Here is a 23,083-nt window from a genome sequence, read left to right as displayed (position 1 = left end):
GGCAGGCTGGAGGTCGTGTCTGCCGCCACCTACGGGTACGACGAGTCCACGAGCCCTCCCGGTCCGCAGGACGCCGACACCCCTCGCTCCGCCGAGCACGCCCGTCTCGCCGAGTCCTCCGACATGTCCGCGCCCTGGCGCATGTGGGGTCCCTACCTGGCCGGGCGCCAGTGGGGGACCGTCCGCGAGGACTACTCCGCCGACGGTGACGCCTGGGCGTCCTTCCCCTTCGACCACGCCGTGGCCCGCGCCTACCGCTGGGGCGAGGACGGGCTGGGCGGCATCTGCGACCGCTACGGGTTCCTCAACTTCTCCGTCGCGATGTGGAACGGCAAGGACCCCGTCCTCAAGGAGCGGCTCTTCGGGCTGACCAACGCCGAGGGCAACCACGGCGAGGACGCCAAGGAGCACTGGTGGGCCGTCGACGGCACCCCGACGCACTCCTGGATGCAGTGGCTCTACCGCTACCCGCAGGCCGAGTACCCCTACGCGGAGCTGCGCCGGGAGAACGCCGAGCGCACCCGCCTGGAGCGGGAGTACGAGCTCTCCGACACCGGCGTCCTGGACGAGGACCGGTTCTTCGACGTCCAGGTCACCTACGCCAAGAACGCCCCGGACGACGTGTGCATCGTCGTCAGCGCCACCAACCACGGCCCGGACGCCGCCCCGCTGCACCTGCTGCCGCAGGTCTGGTTCCGCAACACCTGGTCCTGGGGCCACGACAAGCGCCAGGGCACGCTGACCCAGCTGCTCGCGCCCACGCTCACGGTCAACGGCGTGGAGGCCGTCGAGGCCGAGCACGGCTACCTGGGCCGGTACGTGCTGACCGCCGAGGGCACCCCCGAGGTGCTGTTCTGCGACAACGAGACCAACGCCGTCTCGCTGTTCGGCGCGCGGCGCAACGCCTCCCGGTACCCCAAGGACGGCATCAACCGCCGCGTCGTCAACGGCGAGAAGTCCGCGGTCAACCCGGCCGACACCGGCACCAAGGCCGCGTTCTGGTACTCCTGGGACGCCGTCGCGCCGGGGGAGACCGTGACGGTGAAGCTGCGGCTGCGCACGGCCGAGCCCGATGCGGAGATGTTCGGCGCCGAGTTCAACCGGGTGCTGCGGGCGCGGTCCTGCGAAGCCGACGACTTCTACGCCAACGTCATCCACCCCGGCCTGTCCGCCGACGACCGGCACGTCGCCCGCCGCGCCTACGCCGGGCTGCTGTGGACCAAGCAGCTGTACCGCTTCGACGTAGCGCAGTGGCTGGACGGCGACCCCGACGTCCCGGCGCCGGAGTCCCGGCGCGGGAAGGGCGGGCGGAACACCACCTGGCGGCACCTGGCGCTGGCCGACGTCATCTCCATGCCCGACGAGTGGGAGTACCCGTGGTTCGCCGCGTGGGACACCGCCTTCCACACCCTGCCGCTGGCGCACGTCGACCCCGACTTCGCCAAGGAACAGCTCGTGCTGATGTGCCGCGAGTGGGCGATGCACCCCAACGGCCAGCTGCCGGCCTACGAGTGGGCCTTCGGTGACGTCAACCCGCCGGTGCACGCCTGGGCCGCCTGGCACGTCTACCGGATCGACGGCTACCGCGACCGCGCGTTCCTCATCCGGGTGTTCACCAAGCTGCTGCTGAACTTCTCCTGGTGGGTCAACCGCAAGGACGCCGACGGGTCCAACGTGTTCGAGGGCGGCTTCCTCGGCATGGACAACATCGCGCTGTTCGACCGGTCCGCGCCGCTGCCGCCGGGCTACCGGCTGGAGCAGTCCGACGCGACGAGCTGGATGGCGTTCTACTGCCAGCAGATGCTCAAGATCGCCCTCGAGCTGTCCCGCGGCAACCAGGCCTGGGACGGCGTCGCCACCAAGTTCTTCGAGCACTTCCTGGCCATCGCCGAGGCGATGAACGCCTTCGGGTCGCAGGAGGTCAAGCTCTGGCACGAGGACGACGGCTTCTTCTACGACGTGCTGGTCGCCCCGGACGGGACGGCGGAGCCGCTGCGGGTGCGCTCGATGGTCGGGCTGCTGCCGATCCTGGGCGCCACCGACGTCCCGGCCTGGGTGAGCACCCAGGTGCCCGACGTCGCCGAGCGGGTGCGGTGGCTGCAGAAGCGCCGTCCGCAGCTGATGGGCCCGCTGCGCAGCCGGTCGGCGGTCGAGGGCCGCAAGATCCTGCTGTCCCTGGTGGACAAGGACCGGCTCGCCCGGATCCTGCAGCGGATGTTCGACACCGAGGAGTTCCTCTCCCCGTTTGGCATCCGCTCGCTGTCGAAGTCCACCGGGCAGGTGATCGCCAAGGTCGGCGGCCGCGACGCCTCCATCGAGTACGAGCCGGGGGAGTCGCGCACCGGCCTGTTCGGCGGCAACTCCAACTGGCGCGGGCCGGTGTGGTTCCCGGTCAACGTGCTGCTGGCCGACAAGCTGCGCACGCTGGGCCGGCACTACGGCGACACGTTCACCATCGAGATCCCCACCGGGTCGGGCAACCACTGCACGCTGGTCGACGCCGCCGACCTCATCGACTCCAGCCTCACCCGGCTGTTCCGCCCCGTCGACGGCAAGCGGCCGGCCGACGGCGACCGGATCGAGGCCAGCGACTCACCGCTGTGGCGCGAGCACCCGACGTTCAGCGAGTTCTTCGACGGCGACACCGGCGAGGGCCTGGGTGCGACCCACCAGACCGGCTGGACGGCGCTGGTCGCCCACCTGCTCAACCCCCGGCTCCCACCCGACCCCCGCTGGGCCGGCTGAGCTGATGGAGTCCCAGCGGTGCGTTCCTGGCGCGCTGGGACTCCGTCAGCCCACGCGGAAGACCGGCCAGCCGATCTCGGTGCGCCAGGCGGCCGGGTCGGGGGTGTCGCGCGGGCCGACCAGGTAGGTCTCGCGCACCGGGCCGGCGACGGCGAGGGTCTGCCCGACCACCCAGGTGCCCAGCTCGCCGTAGGTGACGTCGATGTCGTCGTGGGCGCCGACGTGCGTGGCCACCGCCAGCTCGACCGCGGGCAGGGTCATCGGGCGCACCCGGCCCGCGCGCACCGGCTCCGCCGTCGGGCGGTGCACCACGACGTGCCCGCGGCCGGCGGTGAACAGCGCGTCGTCGTACAGCCCGCCGGGCGGCCCGGTCGGCTCGGGCACGGCGGCGTCCAGTTCGGCCACGGCGCCGGCGTACCAGCTCAGGACGTCGGTCAGCGCGACCTCGGCCGCGACCGCGGCCACCTCGGTCGCCGGCACCCGGCGCAGCTCGACGTCCAGGGCGGCCGGGGCGGGGTCCAGCAGTCGGCGCAGCGAGGCCACCGCCGCCCGGGTGCGGTCCAGCTCGGCCTCCAGCCGGCGCAGGTGCTCGGCGACGAGCCTGCCGCGGGCCTGCGGGTCGGGGGAGTCGAGGATGCGCCGGACGTCGGCGAGCGGGACGTCGAGCTCCCGCAGCCGGTGGATCACCTGCGCGGTCGGGATCTGCTCAACGGTGTAGTACCGGTAGCCGCTGGCGGGGTCGACGCGCGCCGGCTCCAGCAGCCCGGCGTCGTGGTAGCGCCGCAGCGTGCGGACGCTGAGGTGGGTCAGCCGGGCGAACTCGCCGATCGTGAGCACCCCGGCACTGTGCACCCTCTCCCCCGGGGAAGGTCGAGGGCTTGACCTGCTCCCGGCGGGACGGCGCACGGTGCAGGACATGACCGACACCGAGCTCACCGACCTGCCCACGACCGTGCGCACCTACCTGACCGCGCACGAGGCCCGGGACACCGGCGCCGCCCTCGCGGCCTTCACCGCAGACGCGGAGGTGACCGACGAGGGGCTGACCCACCGCGGCACCGACGAGGTCCGCCGCTGGCTGGGGACGTCGTCCGCCGAGTACACCTTCACCACCGAGTTGACCGGCGCCGAGCGTCTGGACGACGAGCACTGGGTGGTCACCAGCCACCTGGAGGGCGACTTCCCCGGCGGCGTCGTCGACCTGCGGTACCGCTTCACGCTGCGGGGCGACCGCATCGCCGTCCTGACCATCGCCCCCTGAGGCGCCGGTGGAGTCCCAGCGCGCCACTCCTGGCGCGCTGGGACCCCGTCAGCGGAGGTCAGGCGATGCGGCGGGCGGTGTTGTAGCCCGACATGCGGTCGACGTCGGCGATCCGCACGACGTCACCGCGCGTCGGGGCGTGCACCATCTTGCCGCCGCCGAGGTAGATGCCCACGTGGCTGACCGGGCTGTAGAAGAACACCAGGTCACCGGGGCGCAGGTCGGCCCGGGAGACGTAGGTGCCCGCGGTCGACTGTGCCCGCGAGGTGCGCGGCACCGAGATGCCGGCGGACGCCGCGGCGTACTTGACGAGCCCGGAGCAGTCGAAGCCCTGCGGGGTGGCGCCGCCCCAGACGTAGGGGGTGCCCTGCATCGACAGGGCGGTGTCGACGATCCGCTGGGCGGCACCGTTGGGCGCGACGACCTGGCTGGGGGCCGACACCACGGGTGCGCCGGGGGGAGCAGCCGCCTGGGCGGCGACGGGGGCGAGCAGGACGCCCGCGCCGGTGAGCAGGGCGAGAGCCGCCCCGCGGGTGGAACGACGGGACGAGGCAGTGCGCATGGTCGTCACGGACGACGTTTCTCCTGGTTCTCCGCAACCGCCTACCGAGTTAGCTGACGGGTTCGGGCGGGGAACTCGCCCGGCGCTGCGGCACCTGCGTGCCGGTCGCGCTTCACCCCAGAACTGCGATGGGTCCCCGGCCCGGGAGGACGCCGACTCAGGCGACCGCCCGGTTCGGCGGTGCCCGCCGGCTCGTCGCCGGGGTCGGCGACAGGTGGAACCGAGCGGGTGCGGCGAACCTAAGTCGCTCCTGCGGTGCTCGCACAGCCGCGGACGGCGGCTGTGGACGGCCGCCGGACGACCACGCCACGCCATGGGCGCACGACTCGCCGTGACTGACCTGGGCCGCTCTCCGCCGGGTTGCCGGCAACCCGGCGGCGCGGCGCCCACACGGGTCGAGAACACACTTTTCTGGTCATCGCGTGCCGGAAACGTACAGTCACCGGTCGTTCACGCTGCTGTGGGTGGTCTGCCCGTGCGCTGTGCGTGTCACCCGGAGCGGGTGAACGCCCAGCTCCCGTACAGCTGGGCTGCCTAGTATCGGGGCGGAGACAGCCGGGTCGGCAGGTGTCGGAGCGGCCCGCGAACCGATCAGAGGAGATCCAGGTGGCAGTCAGCCTCAGCAAGGGCGGGAACGTCTCACTCACCAAGGAGGCCCCCGGGTTGAAGACGGTGATCGTCGGCCTGGGCTGGGACGCCCGGACGACCGACGGCAAGCCCTTCGACCTCGACGCCTCCGCGATCGGCCTGGGCGCCGACGGCAAGGCCCCGGCCGACGAGTACTTCGTCTTCTTCAACAACCTGCGCAGCCCCGACGGCGCCATCGAGCACACCGGCGACAACCTCACCGGTGAGGGCGGCGGCGACGACGAGCAGATCAAGGTCGACCTCGCCGGCGCCCCGGCCACCCTGGACCGGGTCGTCTTCCCGGTCTCGGTCTACGAGGCCGACGAGCGCGGGCAGAGCTTCGGGCAGGTGCGCAACGCCTTCATCCGCGTCATCAACGCCGCCGACAACCGCGAGATCGCCCGCTACGACCTCTCCGAGGACGCCTCCACCGAGACCGCGATGGTCTTCGGCGAGCTCTACCGCAACGGCAGCGACTGGAAGTTCCGCGCCGTGGGCCAGGGCTACTCGGCCGGCCTCGGCGGGATCGCCCGCGACTTCGGCATCAACGTCTGACCTCCCCGGCCGCGCCCGGTGGGGCGTGGGCGGCAGCACGGGCCGGCGGCGGGCACCCGCCGCCGGCTCCCTCCGGCCTGTTAGGAGCCCCGTCATGGGCGTCAGCCTCGCCAAGGGCGGCAACGTCTCGCTGACCAAGGAGGCCCCCGGTCTCACCGCTGTCGTGGTGGGCTTGGGCTGGGACGCCCGGACGACGTCCGGCTCGGCGTTCGACCTGGACGCCTCGGCGCTGCTGGTCACCAGCGTGGGCCGGGTGCTGTCCGACGAGCACTTCGTGTTCTTCAACAACCTGGTCTCGCCCGACGGCTCGGTCGAGCACACCGGGGACAACACCACCGGCCTCGGCGACGGCGACGACGAGGTGATCCGGGTCGGGCTGGCCCAGGTGCCTGCCGAGGTCGACAAGATCGTCTTCGCGGTGTCCGTCTACGAGGCCGACGCCCGGCGGCAGTCCTTCGGTCAGGTGCGCAACGCCTTCATCCGGGTGGTCAACGCCGACGACGGGGTCGAGCTCGCCCGCTACGACCTGTCCGAGGACGCCTCCACCGAGACGGCGATGATCTTCGGCGAGGTGTACCGGCGCGGTGCCGAGTGGAAGTTCCGGGCGGTGGGGCAGGGCTACCAGTCCGGTCTGGCCGGCATCGCCACGGAGTTCGGCGTCAACGTCGGGTGAGCCCCGGCGCCGCACCCGCACAGCGGGGCGCGGTGGTTGGTTGGATGGGCCGCGCGCGCACCGCGCCTGCGGGGAGCGGCGCACCAGCGCCTGGACGGCGGAGGGACACCGAGTGCCGATCGACTACACCAAGCGACCGCAGCAGCAGGCCGCACCCGAGGCGGCGGCACCGCGGAAGGTGACGCTGACCAAGGCCTCACCCACCGTGTCGCTGACCAAGTCCGGCGGTGGCGGCGGGGTGCTGCGGGTCAACCTGAACTGGACGTCGCGGCCGGCGGGCGGCGGGTTCCTGCGCAAGCGCGAGCCGGACGTCGACCTGGACCTGGGCTGCCTGTACGAGCTCACCGACGGGCGCAAGGGCGTCGTCCAGGCGCTGGGCAACGCCTTCTCGGTCACCGCGCCGGGGGCCGGCTCGCCGACCATCTGGCTCGACGGCGACGACCGGTCCGGCGGCAACGCGGCGGGGGAGAACCTGCACGTCGACCTGGCCCAGTCCGCCGCCATCCGGCGGGTGCTCGTGTTCGCCTACATCTACAAGGGCTCGGCCAACTGGGCCGCGGCCGACGGCCTGGTCACCCTCACGCCGGTGTCCGGCCCCTCGATCGAGGTGCACCTCGACGAGCCCCGCGACGGCGCCCGCACCTGCGCCATCGCCCTGCTCACCCCCAGCGGCGGTGACCTCGCCGTCCGCCGCGAGGTCCGCTACGTCGACGGCACCCAGGCCCAGCTCGACGCGGCCTACGACTGGGGCATCCGCTGGGGCGTGGGCCGCAAGTGAGCGGGCCCCGGGAACCCCGGGCGCCCCTCCGTACGTCTGACCGGCCGGACCCCGACCTGCACCGCACACCACCACGAAGGAGTGGCACAGATGAGCGTCAACCTGAGCAAGGGCCAGAAGGTCTCCCTGTCCAAGCGGGACGGCGGCTCGCTGACCCGCGTCCGCATGGGCCTGGGCTGGGACGCGGTCAAGAAGAAGGGCTTCTTCGGCGGCGGGAAGGCCCAGAGCGTCGACCTCGACGCCTCCGCCCTGCTGCTGGACGCCGGCGGCAACCTCGTCGACCAGGTCTGGTTCCGGCAGCTGCGCAGCTCCGACGGCTCGGTCCTGCACACCGGGGACAACCGCACCGGCGCCGGCGACGGTGACGACGAGGCGATCCAGGTCGACCTGTCCCGCGTGCCCGCCTCGGTCACCAACGTCGTGTTCACGGTGAACTCCTTCACCGGGCAGGACTTCTCCTCCATCGCCAACGCCTTCTGCCGGCTGATCGACGAGACCACGGAGACCGAGATCGCCCGCTTCGAGCTCACCGGCTCCGGCTCGCACAACGCGCAGATCATGGCCCGGGTGACCCGTGACGGCGCCGGTTGGTCGATGACCGCGCTCGGTGTGCCGGCGTCCGGGCGCACGTTCCGGGACCTCATGCCCGCCGTGTCCAGCGCGCTCTGACCCGCCCACCCGACCCACCGTTGTAGCCCCCGACCGATCCGCAGGAGGAACCCCGTGTCCGAACTGGACCTCAGCGCGTCGTCGGGCACCCCGACGACCACCCCGGCGGCCGCCCCGGCCGCGGGCGCGCTGGTGCTCGCCCCGCCGGCCCCGGTCGTCGTCGTCGCCCCCGAGGCGGCCGCCGGTGCCGTCCCGATCGAGGACGAAAAGGCGGTCGCGCTGCGCAGCCGGGCCGAGGCCTTCGTCGCCGACCTGGTGTCGCTGGACTCCAGGTCGCCGGCGTTCGCCGAGAAGGTCGCGTCCATCACGAACATGGGCGACAAGGAGATGCGCTCCTCGGCGGCGGTGTCCAACCGCATGCTGGAGCGCCCCGCCGCGGCGATGGGCAAGGGCGCCGTCAAGGGCGCCGACGCCCAGACCCGGGTCTCCAACACCCTGGTCGACCTGCGCACCACGGTCACCGACCTGGACCCCAACCGGGCCGACCTGACCGGGGTCAAGAAGGTGCTCAAGTGGATCCCGGGCGGTGACAAGGTCGACCGGTACTTCGCCAAGTACCAGTCGGCGCAGTCGCACCTGGACTCGATCATCAAGGCGCTGGACAGCGGTCAGGACGAGCTGCGCAAGGACAACGCGGCCATCGAGACCGAGAAGGCCAACATGTGGGCGCTGATGGGCAAGCTGCGGGAGTACAACGAGCTCGCCGCCGCCCTCGACGCCGCCCTCGAGCAGCGGGTCGCCGAGCTCGAGGTCGCCGGCCGCACCGAGGACGCGAACACGGTGCGGTCCGACGCGCTGTTCCCGGTGCGCCAGCGCCGGCAGGACATCCAGACCCAGATGGCGGTCGCGGTGCAGGGGTACATGGCCCTGGACCTCATCCGGCGCAACAACCTGGAGCTCATCCGCGGCGTCGACCGGGCGCAGACCACCACGATCGCCGCACTCCGCACGGCGGTCATCGTGTCCCAGGCGCTGAGCCGGCAGAAGCTGGTGCTCGACCAGATCAACGCGCTGAACACCGTGACGGGGAACCTGATCGAGTCCACGTCGGAACAGCTGCGCATCCAGGGCGGGGCGATCAACCAGCAGGCGGCGTCGTCGACCATCGACGTGGCCAAGCTGCAGGCCGCCTTCGACAACGTCTTCGCCACCATGGACGCCGTGGACACCTTCCGCGCGCAGGCCGTGGACTCGATGGCGGCGACCGTGCAGGCGCTCGAGGGCCAGATCCAGCGGGCGCAGCCCTACCTGGAGCGCACCCGCCGGAACGAGATCACCGGCGGGTGAGCACGGTGTCGGGCGCGGTGACCGGGGGGAGGGGTGGCGGTGGCGTGGTTCAAGCGGCCTGAGGCCGCAGCCCGCGTCGTCGCCGCCCTCGACCCCGAGCCCGAGGACGGCCCAGCGGCGCTGCGGGCGGCGCTCACCACGGTCGACCGGCTGGTCAACTCCTCCGCCGGCCGGCTGCCGCTGTCTGCGGTGGTCACCGCGCGGCGGGTCACCGACGCCCTCCGTGATGTCGTCGACGGCGCCGACGTGCGGCCCCTGGACGTCTACGCGGCGATCTCGGTGAAGGCGACGGCGACGGACTACCTGCCCACCACGGTGCGCAGCTACCTGGCTGTCGACCCCGACCTCGTCGACACCCCGCGGGCCAGCGGCCGCACCCCGGCGGAGTCGCTGCTGGAGCAGCTAGAGGCACTGGAGAGCTCCGCGCTGGCCGTGCGCGACGCCGCCCAGCACTCCGACGTCGACGCGCTGATGACCCAGGGCAGCTTCCTGCGCACCAAGTTCTCCCGATCCGACCTCGACCTGTGAACACCGACCTGTGAAGGACTCCTGATGCCGGCGATGAGCCGCGGCGCCAACGTGGCGCTGACCCGCGAGATCCCGGGGCTGACCCGGATCCTCGTCGGCGTCTCCTGGAACGCCGGGGCCGAGCGGCTGCTGCAGGACAACCTGGTGCTGGCCACCGTGCTCTGCGACGCCGACAGCAAGGCGCTGTCCCCGGAGCACGTCGTGTTCTTCAACCAGCTCGCATCCCCGGAGGAGTCGGTCGCCCAGCTGGAGACCGCCCTGGCCGGCGACGACGAGCAGGTGGAGATCGACCTGGCGGGCGTCCCGGCCGAGGTCAACCGACTGGTCGTGGTGCTGTACCTCAACGACGGGACGGCGCAGCGGCGCACGCTCGGGCAGCTGCGCGAGCTCACCGTCGTGGTGCGCGAGGCGGCAGGCAGCCGGGAGCTGGTGCGCTCGGAGAACCTGGCCGGCGTGCTGTCGGGGGAGACCGCGCTGGTGCTCGGTGAGGTCTACCGGCACCAGCGGGACTGGAAGTTCCGGGTGCTGGGCGCGGGCTACACCAGTGGGATCGCCGGGATCGCCGCCGACTACGGGCTGCCGCTGTGACCGGGGGCCGGCCGTGATCGGCCAGCCGCCGGCGTCCGCCCCGCCGCGGCCGGACCTGGGCTGGCTGCGGCACCGCACCCTGCGTCCGGTCCCGGGGACCGCCGCCGCACCCGAGCCGCCGCGGCCTGCAGCCACCCCCGCTCGGCCACCCGCCCGGTCGAGTGGGCTGGACCTCTCCGAGCCGTCGTCGCCGTCCCGGTCGAGCGGGCTGGACGTGTCCGAGCCGTCGCCGCCCGCGCGGTCGTCGGCGGCAGGGCTGGACCTGTCGGAGCCGTCGTCCGGGCTGGACCTGTCCACGCCCGCCCCTGCCCGCCGCGCCCCGGCACCGTCGCTGGACCTGTCCTCGCCGCTGGACCTCTCCGGCCCGCCGGCCGCAGCCCCGCCGGCGGCAGCCGCGACCCCCGCAGCGCCGCCGGCCGCGGCTCGCCGTCCGTCGTCCTCGCTCGACCTCGGGGACCCGCTGGACCTCTCCGGCCCGGCTGCCGCTCCCGCGCCGGTCGCCGGCCCGCGCGCGTCCGACCCGCTGGACCTCGGCCCCACGCCGGTGAGCCCGCCGGCCGCAGCCCCGGCGCCGGTGCGCACGCCCGCCGCGGCCGCGCCGCCGGCCCGCCGCGCGGTGCCCCGGCTGGCCCCGGGCGGCCGGGTCATCCTCACCCGCCGGGACCCGACGGTGACCCTGAGCCGGGTGCAGTCCGGCATCGGCACGCTGACGGTCGAGGCGATCGTGTCCGCGGCGGTCGGCGACGTCCGGGTCGGGGCGCTGTACGCCCTCGCCGACGGCACCTCCGGCGTCGTCCAGCTGGCCACCGGCCTCGGCACCGCACCGCCACACTCCCGCCGGCCGGTCGTCACCGGGGCCCGCGGCGCCCACGAGAAGCTGACGGTCGACCTCCGCCAGACACGGGTGCTGCGCCGGCTGCTGGTGTACGTCTTCTCCGAGTCCGGCCGCGAGCTCGACTGGGGCGGCACGCTGCGGGTCACCACCTTCGGCGGCGCGCGGGTCGAGGTGCCGCTGGACCTCGGGCGGCACGCCGGGCCGGTCGCGGCGCTGTCGCTGTACGCGATCGACGGCGAGTTCGTGCTGCGCGCCGAGGGCGAGCTGGTGACCGGCGCCGTCCGGGAGGTGGCCGCCGCCTACGGCTACGACCGGATCACCTGGGCCGACGGCGCCACCCCGGTGCTGTGACCCCGCCGGGGGCAGCCTGCTGAGCTCGCGCTGCACCGACGTCCGCTGGCCCGTCCCGTCCGCCACCCAGCAACGGTGGTCTCCCTCCCGAGGTCCTCATGCGCCACTTCGACAACCTGACCGGCGCGGACGAGGCGCGGCTGTTCGCCCTGCCGCCCCAGCCCTTCACCGCCGACGACGACGCGGCCGTGCTGGGCACGGCCCTCGGCGCCACCCTCTACAGCCCGGCCACCCGGCCCGCGCTGGCCAAGGACGTCGCCCGCAACCGGGCCGCCGGTGTGCTCAGCGCCGTGCTGTGCCTGGAGGACGCGATCGCCGACGCCGACGTCCCCGTGGCCGAGCGGAACGTCGTCGCCCAGCTGCACGAGCTCGCCGCCACCGCACCCGACGGGCCGCTGCTGTTCATCCGGGTGCGGTCCCCGGAGCAGGTGCCGGCGATCGTGGCCGGGCTGGGCAGTGACCTCGGCGTCCTCACCGGCTTCGTGCTGCCCAAGTTCACCGCGACCACCGGCCCGGCGTTCCTGGCCGAGGTGGTCGCGGCCAGCGAGCGCACCGGCCGGCTGCTGCGGGTGATGCCGGTGGTGGAGTCACCGGAGGTCGCCCACCTGGAGACCCGGGCGGCGGCGCTGCTGGGCATCCGCGACCTGCTCGCCGCCCACCGGGAGCACGTGCTCGCGGTGCGCATCGGCGCCACCGACCTGTCGGCGACCTACGGCCTGCGGCGCAGCCGCGAGCTCACCGTCTACGACGTCCGGGTGCTGGCCGACACCATCGCCGACATCGTCAACGTCCTCGGCCGGGCCGACGGCACCGGCCACGTGATCACCGGGGCGGTGTGGGAGTACTTCTCCAGCCCCGAGCGGCTGTTCAAGCCCCAGCTCCGGCAGACCCCGTTCGACGAGCACCAGGAGCGCGCGCTGCGCACCGAGATCCTCCGCCGCGACCTCGACGGCCTGATCCGCGAGGTGGTCCTGGACCGGGCCAACGGGCTCAGCGGCAAGACCGTCATCCACCCCTCGCACGTCGCCGCCGTCCACGCGCTGTCGGTGGTCACGCACGAGGAGCACAGCGACGCCGTCGCGGTCCTGGGCACCGGCGCCGCCGGCGGGGTGGCCGCCTCGGCGTTCCGCAACAAGATGAACGAGTCCAAGCCGCACACCGCCTGGGCACAGCGGACCCTGCGGCGGGCCCAGGTCTTCGGCGTCGCGCACCCGACGACCTCCTTCGTCGACCTGCTGGGCGCCGCCCTGTGACGGTCTGGAGCGGGCAGTGGACCGCCGACCGGCTCGGCGCCCGGCTCCGCACCACCGCCGGCGTCGGTGGCCTGGTCGCCGAGGACCTCGTCGGCATGGCGCTGCGCCGCAACCCGCGGCGGGCGCACCTGCTGGTCAGCCGGGTGCTGGGCAAGCACGTGCCGACCGACCCGCGGCTCGTCCACGGCGCCGGCCGGCTGCTCGGCGCCCTCGTCGCCGACCGGCTCACCGGCGTGCCCACCGGCCTCGCCGAGGACGGCGGCGCGCTGGTCGCCGCGGCACTGCGCGGTGACGGCACGGCGTCGTCCCGGCTGCTGGCCGCCCTCGACGTGCACCTGCCCGGCGCGGAAGACGACGCGCTGGTGCTCGGCTACGCCGAGACCGCCACCGGCCTGGGGCACTCGGTGGCCGACCAGCTCCGCGCCCCGTACCTGCACTCCACCCGGCGGCCGGTGCCCGGGGTGACCCCGGTGGGGGCGTTCGAGGAGTCGCACTCCCACGCCACCAGCCACCTGCTGCTGCCCGAGGACGCCGCGCTGCTGGCCGGCCCCCGCCCGCTGGTGCTGGTCGACGACGAGCTGTCCACCGGCGCCACGGTCATGGACACGGTCCGCGCCCTCCAGGCGGTCGCCCCGCGGCAGCGGTACCTCGTCGCCGCGCTCGTCGACCTCCGCACGGCGGCCGACCGTGCCGCGCTGGCCGCCTTCGCCGACCGCACCGGCGTGCAGGTCGAGGTGGTCGCGCTGGTCACCGGGGAGGTCGCGCTGCCCGCCGACGCGCTGGCCCGCGGCGGCGCCCTGGTGGCGCAGCACGGCCGGCCACCGGTGACCGCCGCGACCCGCCCGGTCGAGGGACGGGCGGCGACCGGCTGGCCCGACGGTGTCCGCGACGGCGGGCGGCACGGCTTCACCGACGCCGAGCGCCCCGCCTTCGACGCCGCGGTGGCCGCCGTGGCTCGGCAGCTCCGGCCCGGCCTGCCCCGGACGGCGGGGGAGCGGCTGCTGGTGCTCGGCACCGAGGAGCTCATGTACCTGCCCACCCGGCTGGCCGCCGAGCTCGCCACGCTGCTGGCCGACGACGGCGTGGAGGTGTTGTTCTCCAGCACCACGCGCTCCCCGGTGGTCCCGGTCGACGAGCCCGGCTGCGCGATCCGCACCGCGCTCACCTTCCCCGCGCACGACGCCCCGGCCGACGGGCCGGGGCCGCGGTTCGCCTACAACGTCGCACCGCCCGCCGGCGGCACCCCGTTCGACGCGGCCCTGCTGGTCGTCGACGACGCCAGCACCGGCCGGGACGCCGCGCTGCGGGCCCGGCTGGCCGCGGTCGTCGCGGGGCCGGTCACCGTGTTCACCGTGCCCAGCGCCCGCCCGGGCACCCGGTGACCGCCCCGCTGCCCTCGCCGCTGCACGGGCCGGCGTTCGGCTCCTACCGCGCCGAGGAGGTCAGCTGGCTGCTGACCGACCTCTCCGGGGCCGACCTGGAGGCGCCGGTCGAGGAGCGCGAGGAGGCCGTGCAGTCCGGGGCGGCGCACTACTCGGAGTCGCTGCCGGTCGAGTACCAGCCGGGGCCGGACTACCAGCAGCTGTTCGACCGGGCGCTCACCGCCTCCGCCGGGACCCTCGCGCACGCCGTCGGGCTGGTCACCGAGCTGGTGCTCAGCGAGCGGGCGCGACCGCCGGTGCTGGTGTCGCTGGCCCGGGCCGGCACCCCGGTGGGCATCCTGATGCGCCGCTGGGCCCGGGCCGCCCACGGCCTGGACCTGCCGCACGCGGCGCTCTCGATCCTGCGCGGGCGCGGCATCGACCAGGTCGCGCTGGCCTGGCTGGCCGCCACCCACGACCCGCGGGACGTGGTGTTCGTCGACGGCTGGACCGGCAAGGGCGCGATCACCCGCGAGCTCACCGCCTCGGTGGCCCGGGCCAACGCCGCGCTGCCGGCCGGGCGGGGCTTCCCGGCCGACCTCGCGGTGCTCGCCGACCCCGGGTCCTGCACGCCGCTGTTCGGCACCCGACGGGACTTCCTCATCGCCTCGGCGTGCCTGAACTCCACGGTCTCCGGCCTGGTCTCGCGCACCGTGCTCACCGACCGGCTGATCGCACCCGGCCAGTTCCACGGCGCGAAGTCCTACGCCGACCTCGCCCCGGCCGACGTCTCCGCGCGGTTCCTGGACACCGTCAGCGGCTCCTTCGCCGCGGTCGCGGACCAGGTGGCCGCCGACCTGCCGGGCCTGCGGGCCGCCGACCGCACGCCGACCTGGTCGGGCTGGGCGACCGTGCAGCGCCTGGCCGCCGAGCACGGCGTCCCGGACCTGAACCTGGTCAAGCCGGGCGTGGGGGAGACCACCCGGGTGCTGCTGCGCCGGGTGCCGGAGAAGGTGCTGGTCCGCCGGGACGCCGTGCCCGACCTGGGCCACGTGCTGCTGCTGGCCGAGCAGCGCGGGGCCGCGGTGGAGCTGGTCGAGGACATGGCCTACGCCTGCGTCGGCCTCATCCGCCCCCTCGGGAGGGACACGTGACCGGCACGCTCGTCGCCAGCGACCTGGACCGCACGCTCATCTACTCCGCCGCCGCCGCGCCGTCCGGGGGCCTGGTCGTCGACCCCGACGGGCCGGGCACCGCCGGGTTGGTCGCCGTCGAGCGCCATCGGGACCGGGACATCTCCTTCATGACCCGCCCCGCCGCCGCCGCGCTGGCCGAGCTCGCCCGGGCGCAGGTCGTCGTCCCGGTCACCACCCGCACCCCGGAGCAGCTGGCCCGGGTGCGGCTGCCCGGCCCGCCACCCCGGTACGCGGTCGCCGCGAACGGCGGCGTCCTGCTGGTCGACGGTGTCCCGGACCCCGCCTGGGACCGCCGGGTCGCGCGCGAGGTGGCCGGGGTCGCGCCGCTGGCCGCGGCGCTGGCCGAGCTGACCGACCTCTGCCGCCCGGAGTGGGCCGGGCAGCCCCGGGTCGCGGCCGACCTGTTCTGCTACGTGGTCGTCGACCGGCCGGCCGTCCCCGCCGGCGCCGTCGAGCGGCTCACCGCCTGGGCGGAGGCCGGCGGCTGGTCGGTGTCGCTGCAGGGCCGCAAGGTCTACCTGGTGCCCCAGCCGCTGCGGAAGTCCGCGGCGGCCCTGGAGGTGGCCCGCCGGGTCGACGCCGACGTCGTCCTGGCCGCCGGTGACTCCCTGCTGGACGTCGACCTGCTCGCCGCCGCCGACCGCGGCGTGCACCCCGGGCACGGCGAGATCGCCGCCAGCGGCTGGTCCGCGCCGTGGGTCGAGCCGCTGACCAGCACCGGAGCGGCCGCCGGGGAGGAGATCGTGGCCTGGTTCGCCGCGCACACCGAGGGCGTGGCGCCCCGCGCTCGCACGGCCACCGGGTAGCCCGCGGCCCGGTGCACCGGGCCGCGGACCGCAGAGCCCGGCCGGGACGTGGCACCGTTGTGGCAGTGTCGTGGCCGCCGGTGCCCGCGCCCGCTGCCCGCGGCGCGCCCCGCCGGGCCGGCTCCGGCACGCAGACCCAGCCCCCACGCCACCCAGCACACAGCCCTGCCGCGGACCACGCGGCGTCCGACCACTCCCGAGCGAGGCACGCACCCGATGAGCACCGACGGCAGCACCCACCCCACCGAGCACGGCTCGGCCGGACCCCTCCCGCAGACCCCCGGCGGCGCCACGTCCGTGGGCACCCCGGACGGCACCCAGGCCACCGGCACCACGTTCCCCGACGCGACCGGCCCCGGCACGACCCAGGGCAGCATCGGTGACGGCACCCCCGACGCCGGCGAGCCCGGCTGGGTCGCCCGCAACACCAACGCGCTGATCTCGGCGCTGCTGGTGGTCATCGTGGCCGCCCTGGCCATCGCCGCGGTCGTGCTCTACCGCGACCAGCGGGACGAGGCGAACGCCGACACCGAGGCCGCCGTGACGAGCTTCCTGTCCGGGCAGGACCTGCAGGTCGAGACGATCGACTGCACCGGTGACACCTGCGCGGTCATCGTGGGCGGCCAGGCCGCCACCGTGCTCGTCCAGGAGGACGACAACGGCGACCAGCACTTCGGCGTCAGCGCCTACAGCGGCGACTGACCCACCCGCACCACGACGAACGCCCCGCTCCCGGGTGACCGGGGCGGGGCGTTCGTCGTCGTGCCGGGGATCAGCTGCGGGACAGCACCGGCTGTGTCTTCGCCCACTGCAGGAAGCGGGCGGCCTCCTGCAGGTCGGGCAGCTCGTTGCCGACCAGCGACCGCAGCAGGTCGTTGCTCCAGACCGCCAGCCGCCCGACCGTCCACGCCGACTTCTCCACCGGCGGCAGGTCCAGCTCGAAGACGGCCTTGACCAGCTCCTTCTTGCCACCGGCTGCAGCGGTGTACTTCACGATCGGCAGGAAGCGCTCGGGCTCGACGACGCACAGCACCTTGGTCAGCAGCGACTCCTTGAAGGAGGGGAAGCCCAGCCCCTTCTTGGTGCCGTCGACCAGGTGGGTCATCCGGTCCTCGAGCTTGAGGCTCTCCGGGCCGAACAGCAGGTACTCGATGGTGGCGCGCACCTGGGTCGCGGCCTTGTCCGGGCCGGCGGTCTTCCACGCCCGGTTGAACCCGGAGATGTTGCCCGGGTCGGCCACGGTCGTGGAGTTCGCGAAGTGCAGCAGCTGCTCGGAGGTGGCCGACGACAGGCCCTCACGGGTGAACAGCGCGGCGTAGCGCTCCCGGTAGGGGGCCACGTCGGGGTCGGGCTCGGGCCGCTCCATCAGGAACTCCGACGTCAGCAGCATCACCCGCTCCCGGACCTCGGGGCGCACGTCGGCGGCGGTGGGGAACGTCGCGTGCAGGGACTCCGACGTCTGGACGGCGGGGCGGGCCGGGTCGCGCCGGGCCTCACCGCGCAGCCACTCGTTGCCGCAGTCGTTGCAGTGGATCAGCAGCCGGCTGTCCGGCTGCGGCGTGCCGTTGATGTCCTCGGAATCGCAGGTGGGGCAGGTGATCAGTGCCAAGGGAGACCCGTTCGTCGGCGACGAGTCGGCGAGTGCGTCGTCGTCGGTCACCTCACAGCGTCCCACGGATCGTCACCGGGCCCGAGAGGGCGGACCCACGATCCACCCGGAGGGGCTGCCGCCGGCGGGCGGGTGTCGCCGGGACCACTCCCGTGCCCGGTCCGGCCGGGCGGTCCCGCACGGGATGATGGAGGCGATGGCGCACACCCGGCACGACGCCCCGCAGCTGCCGCTGCCGTTCCCGGCGACCCGCCGGCAGCGGCTGGAGCACGGCGCCCGCCGGGCCGGTGACCTGGCCGCCGCGGCGCTGCACCTGCTGGTGCGCTGGGTGCTGCGGATCGCGCTGCCGCTGGTCTGCGCGGCGGCGGTGCTGCAGGCCTTCCCGTACCACGCGACCGTGCAGGGCGTGCCGTTCGAGGTGCAGGGCTCGCTGTTCTCCCGGCCCGGGTTGAGCGCGGACACGACGCTGGGCAGCTGGGAGTTCCCCACGGTCAGCGGCGTGCCCTTCGGGGTGCACATCAGCCCCGAGGACGTCGACGTCCTGGCGCTGACCAAGCTGGCCGGCGGCGACGTCCCCAGCTTCGTGCAGCGGCTGCAGGCCGACCTGACCGATCAGGCGCCGACGATCATCGGCTGGCTGGTGGCGGAGTTCCTGCTCGGCCTGGCCGTCGGTCTGGCCATCGCGGCAGCGGTGAACATGTCGGTGCGGTACCTGCGCGGGTGGCCGCGCCGGGCCGGCGAGCTGCGGCGGCGGTTCCGCCAGGCCGCCACGGCCGCCCTGGTCGTGCTGGCCGTGGCCGCCTACGGGGCGCTGAGCTACAACCCGAACTGGGTCCGGGAGTCCCGGCTCACCGGCACGCTGGCCGCCGCGCAGCTGTTCCCCAGCGAGCTGAGCGCCTACTACTCCCAGCAGTCCAAGGCCTTCGACGTGCTCGGCTCGGTCGTGGGCATCCAGGCCGCCCTGCAGGCGCAGATCGAGGACGCCCAGACGCCGGAGACGGCGCTGCAGATCATGGTCATCTCCGACATGCACCTGGCCGCGAACTACCCGCTGGTGGCCCGGTACGCGGCCAACTACGGCGTCGACCTGATCGTCAACGCCGGGGACGAGAGCGCGTTCGGCACCGCCGCCGAGCTCACCTCGGCCTACCTGGACGCCGTCGAGGCGCTGACCTCCACCACCCCGATGCTGTGGATCGCCGGCAACCACGACTCGCCGGCGACCGCGCAGGTGATGTCGGGCATCCCCGGGGTCACCGTGCTGGGCACCAAGACGACGCTGGGCGGGGGCGGCTACCAGGTCACCGCCGGGGTGGTCGACGCCTTCGGGCTGACCATCGCCGGGCTGTCCGACCCCCGGGTCTACGGCGCGGCCGGGCCGTGGGGCGCCGACGACGCCTCGGTGGTCGAGCCGCTGCAACGGGAGACGGTGCGCACCGCGGTCGGCCCGCCGGAGGAGGACGCCGCGGCCACGTCGTCCACCCGGTCGTCGGCCGCCTCGGCTGCCCCCTCGTCCTCGGCCGCCGCGCCGACCGGCGACGTGCCGGCCGAGGCGCCCCCGATCGACCTGTTCGCCATCCACGAGCCGGTCGCCGCCGAGGAGCTGCGCGAGGTGCTGCCCGACCGCGTCCGGCAGACCGTCTCCGGCCACGTGCACGCCCAGAACGACAGCGCCGACGTGCAGGCCGGCGACGCCACGATCGACCTGGTCGAGGGGTCCACCGGCGCCGGCGGGCTGGACAACCTCGTGCGCGGCACCGAGCGGCCGCCGATCGAGTTCAGCATCGAGTCGGTGGCGGCGGACTGCCAGTTCACCCGGGTGGTGCGCTTCTCCATCGCGTCGGCCGCACCCACCCTCGGCGGCGCCCCCGAGGACGTGACCACCCCGCAGGCGTTCGGCGACGACGTCACCGCCTCGACGCTGTACTTCCGGCCGCAGGACGTCGCCCCGGACCGGGTGTGCGGCCCGGAGCTCGGGGTCGGCCCCGAGGAGCCCTGGCCGGGCAGCTGACCTGCCTCCCGCCGCGGGATGACCGGCACCCCTCCCCGGGGTGGACCCGCAGCCGCCCCGAAGTCACTCCCCAGGGCGATCACACGATCGACTGCTGCCCTGATCCTGGACGTGTGCCCCGGTCCGGGGCGGTGCGGGACCGGGAAGAGGACGTCGATGGCGCTGGACCTGCTGGACAGCCCGGAGGTGAGCCAGCCGGTGCCGCGCCGGCGCCTGGGGAGGGCGCTCCGCCGGGTGCTCGTCGCCGTGCTCACCCTGCTGGCGCTGGCGCTCGGGGTGGGCTGGGTGACCACCCCCTCGGTCGACGACGCCCAGGAGCGGGTCACCGCCTTCCTCATGGAGCACCAGTCGCCGGCGCTGACCGTCGCGCCGGCGCCGGAGCTGCTCCAGGCGCTGGTCGCCACCGAGGACAGCAGCTTCCACACCAACCCCGGCATCAGCCCGACCGGCGTCGTCCGTTCCTTCCGCGGGCTGGTCACCGGCACCGACGAGGGCGGGTCGACGCTGTCCCAGCAGCTGGCCAAGAACCTCTACCTCGAGGGGCGCAACGGCCCGGCGCAGAAGGCCGAGGCCGTCGTCCTGGCCCTCAAGCTCGACGGGGCGTACAGCAAGACCGAACTGCTCGAGATGTACCTGGACGACGGCTACTACGGTCACGGGTTCCACGGCCTGACCGCCGCCACCCAGGGCTACTTCGGGGTCGACCCCGACGAGCTGACCTGGGCGCAGGCCTCGCTGCTGGCCGGGCTGTTCCAGGCCCCGACCGCCTACGACCCGCTGGTGCACCCCGAGCGCGCCCGCGCGCGCCAGGCGCACGTGCTGGACCGGCTCGTCGACGTCGGCGACCTGACGCGGGGCCAGGCCGACGACGTCGCCGACGACGACTGGGGCCTGGTCGCCGGCTGAGCGCCGGCGGCCTCGTCGCCTGGCCCCGTCGCAGGGGCCCGCCGCGAGCTCGCGAGCGGTGGGGGGCGACGGGGTCCTTTCAGTCGCCCTTGACGTTGACCACCTGGCGCAGGGTGTGCCGGACCTCGACCAGGTCTGCGGCGTCGGCCATGACCTGGTCGATCGGTTTGTACGCGTCGGGGTGCTCGTCGAGGAACGCGTCGGAGTGCCCCCAGGCGATGCCGGTCATCCGCTGCTCCAGGTCGGCCCGGGTGAACAGCCGCCGGGCCGCGTTGCGCGAGTGGTTGCGGCCCGCGCCGTGCGGCGCCGACATCAGCGCCGGGACGTTGCCCCGGCCGGCCACCACGTAGGACGCGGTCCCCATCGAGCCGGGGATGAGCCCGAGCTGCCCGGGCCGGGCGGAGATGGCGCCCTTGCGGGTCAGCCACACCTGCCGCCCGAAGTGCCGCTCCCGCTCGGTGTAGTTGTGGTGGGAGTTGACCGTCTCCAGCCGCTGGACGTCGGCGTGCAGGAACCGCCCGGTCTGCTCGACGACGCGGTCCATCATCTCCTCGCGGTTGAGGAAGGCGAACCGCTGCGCCCAGTTCAGCGCCTCGATGTAGGCGTCGAACTCCGGGTCGCCCTCGACGAGGTAGGCGAGGTCGGGGTCGGAGAGCTCGATGAACCGCTGGCGGCACAGCTCCTGGGCCCGCCGGATGTGCCGCTGGGCCAGCTTGTTGCCCACGCCCCGGGAGCCGGAGTGCAGGAACAGCCACACCTGGTCGGTCTCGTCCAGCGACACCTCGATGAAGTGGTTGCCCGAGCCCAGCGAGCCCAGCTGCTGCGGCCAGTGGCCCACCGCCGAGTCGGCCTGCTCGACCCCGGGCAGGGCGCGCAGCTCCTCGACCCGCGCCGCGGCGGTGTCCCGGACGTGGGAGTTGCGGCCCCCGGCCGACAGCGGGATCGAGCGGGAGATCTGCCCGTGCAGCACGTCGAGCGGGCGGCCGGCGAGGTCGTCTGCGGTGAACTGGGTGCGCACGGCCATCATCCCGCAGCCGATGTCCACCCCGACGGCGGCCGGGATGATCGCGCCCTCGGTCGGGATCACCGACCCGACGGTCGCGCCCTTGCCCAGGTGCGCGTCGGGCATCAGCGCCAGGTGCGGGTACACGAACGGCATCGCCGCCGTGCGCTCGGCCTGCTCCCGGGTGTTCGGCTCGAGGATGGACGCCCAGTTCAGCAGGCGTCCGTTGATCTTCTCCATGGTCCCTTCTCTCGTCGTCCTGACCGGCCGGGACGACGTGCGGACGTCGTCCCGGCCGGTCGGTGCTGGCGCCGCGCGGCCGGTGCAGTCAACGCGCCGCCGTCCGGGACCGCACGTGCATTACCCGGCGGCCGTCGTGGCACGCTGACGGGATGCCGACCAGGAAGGCCGCCGGGATCCTGCTCTACCGGTTCACCGGCGGGGTCCTGGAGGTGCTGGTCGGGCACATGGGCGGGCCGTTCTGGGCCCGCCGGGACGCCGGGGCCTGGTCGATCCCCAAGGGCGAGTCGCTGCCGGGGGAGGAGCTGCTGGACGTCGCCCGGCGCGAGTTCGCCGAGGAGATGGGCTCGCCGGTGCCGGCCGGGGAGCTCCTTGAGCTGGGGGAGTTGCGCACCTCCAGCAGCAAGCTGGTCACCATCTGGGCCGTGCAGGGCGACCTGGACGCCACCGCGACCCGCAGCAACACCTTCCAGCTGGAGTGGCCGCCGCGGTCGGGGCGGGTGCAGGAGTACCCGGAGATCGACCGCTCGGCCTGGCTGCCGGTCGAGCAGGCCCGGGAGAAGCTGGTCAAGGGCCAGGCGCCGTTCCTCGACCGGCTGCTCGCCGCGCTGGCCGCACACCCCGGCAGGTGACCGGGGACGCGGGCCTGCCGTCCGGGGTCGGGACCGCGGGTTCCACGCAGCTGGTCACGGTGGTGGCCCCCGCGGCCACGGCCACCACGGGCCGGCTGACCGCCTGGGAGCGGGGCGACACCGGGTGGACCCCGGTGCTGGGCCCGGTGCCGGCCCGGCTGGGCTCGGCCGGCGTCGGGGCGGTCGTGGAGGGCTCCCGGCGCACGCCGGCGGGCACGTACACCCTCACCGAGGCCTTCGGCCGGCTGCCCGACCCTGGCACCGCGCTGCCCTACCGCGTGCTCGACGACCACGACTGGTGGGTGTCGGACCCCGCCAGCCGGCTGTACAACCGGCACACCCGGTGCGCGCCGGGCACCTGCTCCTTCCGGGAGTCCGCGGGGGAGCACCTGGCGGCCCACGGGGCGGTGTACGACCTCGCCGTCGTCATCGACCACAACCGCGAGGGCGTGCCGGGTGCCGGGTCGGCCTTCTTCCTGCACGTCACGGACGGGGCGCCCACCGCCGGGTGCGTGGCCGTCGACCGGGCCAGCCTGACGGCGCTGCTGCGGTGGCTGCGGCCCGACGCCCGGCCGCTGGTCTTCATCGGGGTCGGCTGACCGTCGGC

Annotated in this window: 23 protein-coding genes and 1 riboswitch; of the genes, 19 read left to right on the top strand and 4 right to left on the bottom strand. The window is 74.4% G+C overall.

Going from position 1 to position 23,083, the window contains the following annotated elements; translation table 11 throughout:
- The first annotated feature begins 15 nt into the window (after positions 1-15).
- Entirely contained in the window at positions 16-2,745 is a 2,730-nt protein-coding gene (locus tag O2W14_RS18070; RefSeq protein WP_269177510.1) for an MGH1-like glycoside hydrolase domain-containing protein, read from the top strand.
- A gap of 45 nt (positions 2,746-2,790) precedes the next feature.
- On the opposite strand, the gene O2W14_RS18065 is transcribed toward O2W14_RS18070, so the two are convergent.
- Positions 2,791-3,582: a MerR family transcriptional regulator gene (locus tag O2W14_RS18065; RefSeq protein WP_269177509.1), complete on the bottom strand. Its 792-nt coding sequence runs from the start codon at positions 3,580-3,582 to the stop codon at positions 2,791-2,793.
- A 79-nt stretch (positions 3,583-3,661) separates the two neighbouring features.
- Here O2W14_RS18065 and O2W14_RS18060 point away from each other — a divergent pair, with 79 nt between their 5' ends.
- Positions 3,662-4,006 (top strand): nuclear transport factor 2 family protein, encoded by a 345-nt coding sequence (locus O2W14_RS18060; RefSeq protein ID WP_269177508.1) that lies wholly within the window; start codon positions 3,662-3,664, stop codon positions 4,004-4,006.
- A gap of 58 nt (positions 4,007-4,064) precedes the next feature.
- On the opposite strand, the gene O2W14_RS18055 is transcribed toward O2W14_RS18060, so the two are convergent.
- Positions 4,065-4,568, bottom strand: coding sequence for a C40 family peptidase (locus O2W14_RS18055; RefSeq protein ID WP_269177507.1), 504 nt, complete (start codon positions 4,566-4,568; stop codon positions 4,065-4,067).
- Positions 4,569-4,592: 24 nt separating this feature from the next.
- Positions 4,593-4,742: riboswitch (cyclic di-AMP (ydaO/yuaA leader) on the bottom strand.
- Between the two features lie 432 nt (positions 4,743-5,174).
- On the opposite strand from O2W14_RS18055, the gene O2W14_RS18050 reads away from it, so the two are divergent.
- The 13 genes from O2W14_RS18050 to O2W14_RS17990 all read left to right on the top strand — a co-directional run bounded on the left by O2W14_RS18050 (position 5,175) and on the right by O2W14_RS17990 (position 16,777).
- Positions 5,175-5,750: a TerD family protein gene (locus tag O2W14_RS18050; RefSeq protein ID WP_269177506.1), complete on the top strand. Its 576-nt coding sequence runs from the start codon at positions 5,175-5,177 to the stop codon at positions 5,748-5,750.
- Between the two features lie 94 nt (positions 5,751-5,844).
- The gene (locus O2W14_RS18045; protein ID WP_269177505.1) at positions 5,845-6,423 is read left to right on the top strand and encodes a TerD family protein; all 579 of its coding nucleotides are present in this window, start codon (positions 5,845-5,847) and stop codon (positions 6,421-6,423) included.
- A 112-nt stretch (positions 6,424-6,535) separates the two neighbouring features.
- On the top strand, positions 6,536-7,201 hold the full coding sequence (locus O2W14_RS18040; RefSeq protein ID WP_269177504.1) for a TerD family protein: 666 nt from the start codon (positions 6,536-6,538) through the stop codon (positions 7,199-7,201).
- Positions 7,202-7,291: 90 nt separating this feature from the next.
- Complete coding sequence (locus O2W14_RS18035) at positions 7,292-7,870, top strand: TerD family protein (RefSeq protein WP_269177503.1); 579 nt, start codon at positions 7,292-7,294, stop codon at positions 7,868-7,870.
- Positions 7,871-7,924: 54 nt separating this feature from the next.
- Positions 7,925-9,157: a toxic anion resistance protein gene (locus O2W14_RS18030; RefSeq protein WP_269177502.1), complete on the top strand. Its 1,233-nt coding sequence runs from the start codon at positions 7,925-7,927 to the stop codon at positions 9,155-9,157.
- A 39-nt stretch (positions 9,158-9,196) separates the two neighbouring features.
- The gene (locus tag O2W14_RS18025) at positions 9,197-9,685 is read left to right on the top strand and encodes a hypothetical protein (RefSeq protein WP_269177501.1); all 489 of its coding nucleotides are present in this window, start codon (positions 9,197-9,199) and stop codon (positions 9,683-9,685) included.
- Between the two features lie 24 nt (positions 9,686-9,709).
- Positions 9,710-10,273 carry a TerD family protein gene (locus O2W14_RS18020; protein ID WP_269177500.1) on the top strand — a complete coding sequence of 188 codons (564 nt, stop codon included), beginning with the start codon at positions 9,710-9,712 and terminating at the stop codon, positions 10,271-10,273.
- A gap of 214 nt (positions 10,274-10,487) precedes the next feature.
- Positions 10,488-11,459: a hypothetical protein gene (locus O2W14_RS18015; protein WP_269177499.1), complete on the top strand. Its 972-nt coding sequence runs from the start codon at positions 10,488-10,490 to the stop codon at positions 11,457-11,459.
- A gap of 98 nt (positions 11,460-11,557) precedes the next feature.
- Positions 11,558-12,712 carry an HpcH/HpaI aldolase/citrate lyase family protein gene (locus tag O2W14_RS18010; protein ID WP_269177498.1) on the top strand — a complete coding sequence of 385 codons (1,155 nt, stop codon included), beginning with the start codon at positions 11,558-11,560 and terminating at the stop codon, positions 12,710-12,712.
- Complete coding sequence (locus O2W14_RS18005) at positions 12,709-14,094, top strand: phosphoribosyltransferase domain-containing protein (protein ID WP_269177497.1); 1,386 nt, start codon at positions 12,709-12,711, stop codon at positions 14,092-14,094. The genes O2W14_RS18010 and O2W14_RS18005 overlap by 4 nt, the downstream gene beginning before the upstream one ends.
- A complete protein-coding gene (locus O2W14_RS18000; protein WP_269177496.1) occupies positions 14,091-15,227 on the top strand; it encodes a cysteine protease StiP family protein in 1,137 nt (378 codons plus the stop codon). The genes O2W14_RS18005 and O2W14_RS18000 overlap by 4 nt, the downstream gene beginning before the upstream one ends.
- Positions 15,224-16,075: an HAD family hydrolase gene (locus O2W14_RS17995; RefSeq protein WP_269177495.1), complete on the top strand. Its 852-nt coding sequence runs from the start codon at positions 15,224-15,226 to the stop codon at positions 16,073-16,075. Before O2W14_RS18000 ends, O2W14_RS17995 begins: the two co-directional genes overlap by 4 nt.
- Before the next feature lie 216 nt (positions 16,076-16,291).
- Positions 16,292-16,777, top strand: a complete 486-nt coding sequence (locus O2W14_RS17990; protein ID WP_269177494.1) for a hypothetical protein — start codon at positions 16,292-16,294, stop codon at positions 16,775-16,777.
- A 70-nt stretch (positions 16,778-16,847) separates the two neighbouring features.
- On the opposite strand, the gene O2W14_RS17985 is transcribed toward O2W14_RS17990, so the two are convergent.
- The gene (locus O2W14_RS17985) at positions 16,848-17,684 is read right to left on the bottom strand and encodes a hypothetical protein (protein WP_269177493.1); all 837 of its coding nucleotides are present in this window, start codon (positions 17,682-17,684) and stop codon (positions 16,848-16,850) included.
- A 196-nt stretch (positions 17,685-17,880) separates the two neighbouring features.
- On the opposite strand from O2W14_RS17985, the gene O2W14_RS17980 reads away from it, so the two are divergent.
- Both O2W14_RS17980 and O2W14_RS17975 read left to right on the top strand, forming a co-directional pair.
- A complete protein-coding gene (locus O2W14_RS17980) occupies positions 17,881-19,695 on the top strand; it encodes a metallophosphoesterase family protein (protein ID WP_269177492.1) in 1,815 nt (604 codons plus the stop codon).
- Between the two features lie 156 nt (positions 19,696-19,851).
- Positions 19,852-20,601 carry a biosynthetic peptidoglycan transglycosylase gene (locus O2W14_RS17975; protein WP_269177491.1) on the top strand — a complete coding sequence of 250 codons (750 nt, stop codon included), beginning with the start codon at positions 19,852-19,854 and terminating at the stop codon, positions 20,599-20,601.
- A gap of 79 nt (positions 20,602-20,680) precedes the next feature.
- On the opposite strand, the gene O2W14_RS17970 is transcribed toward O2W14_RS17975, so the two are convergent.
- The gene (locus O2W14_RS17970; RefSeq protein WP_269177490.1) at positions 20,681-21,844 is read right to left on the bottom strand and encodes an RtcB family protein; all 1,164 of its coding nucleotides are present in this window, start codon (positions 21,842-21,844) and stop codon (positions 20,681-20,683) included.
- A gap of 152 nt (positions 21,845-21,996) precedes the next feature.
- Here O2W14_RS17970 and O2W14_RS17965 point away from each other — a divergent pair, with 152 nt between their 5' ends.
- Both O2W14_RS17965 and O2W14_RS17960 read left to right on the top strand, forming a co-directional pair.
- Positions 21,997-22,476 (top strand): NUDIX domain-containing protein, encoded by a 480-nt coding sequence (locus O2W14_RS17965; RefSeq protein WP_269177489.1) that lies wholly within the window; start codon positions 21,997-21,999, stop codon positions 22,474-22,476.
- On the top strand, positions 22,473-23,075 hold the full coding sequence (locus tag O2W14_RS17960; RefSeq protein ID WP_269177488.1) for a L,D-transpeptidase family protein: 603 nt from the start codon (positions 22,473-22,475) through the stop codon (positions 23,073-23,075). Before O2W14_RS17965 ends, O2W14_RS17960 begins: the two co-directional genes overlap by 4 nt.
- The last annotated feature ends 8 nt before the right edge of the window (positions 23,076-23,083 follow it).

The organism is Modestobacter sp. VKM Ac-2986 (genome assembly GCF_026967795.1).
In the GTDB taxonomy this organism is placed as follows: Bacteria; Actinomycetota; Actinomycetes; order Mycobacteriales; family Geodermatophilaceae; genus Modestobacter.
This window is presented reverse-complemented; position numbering and strand designations above follow the sequence as displayed.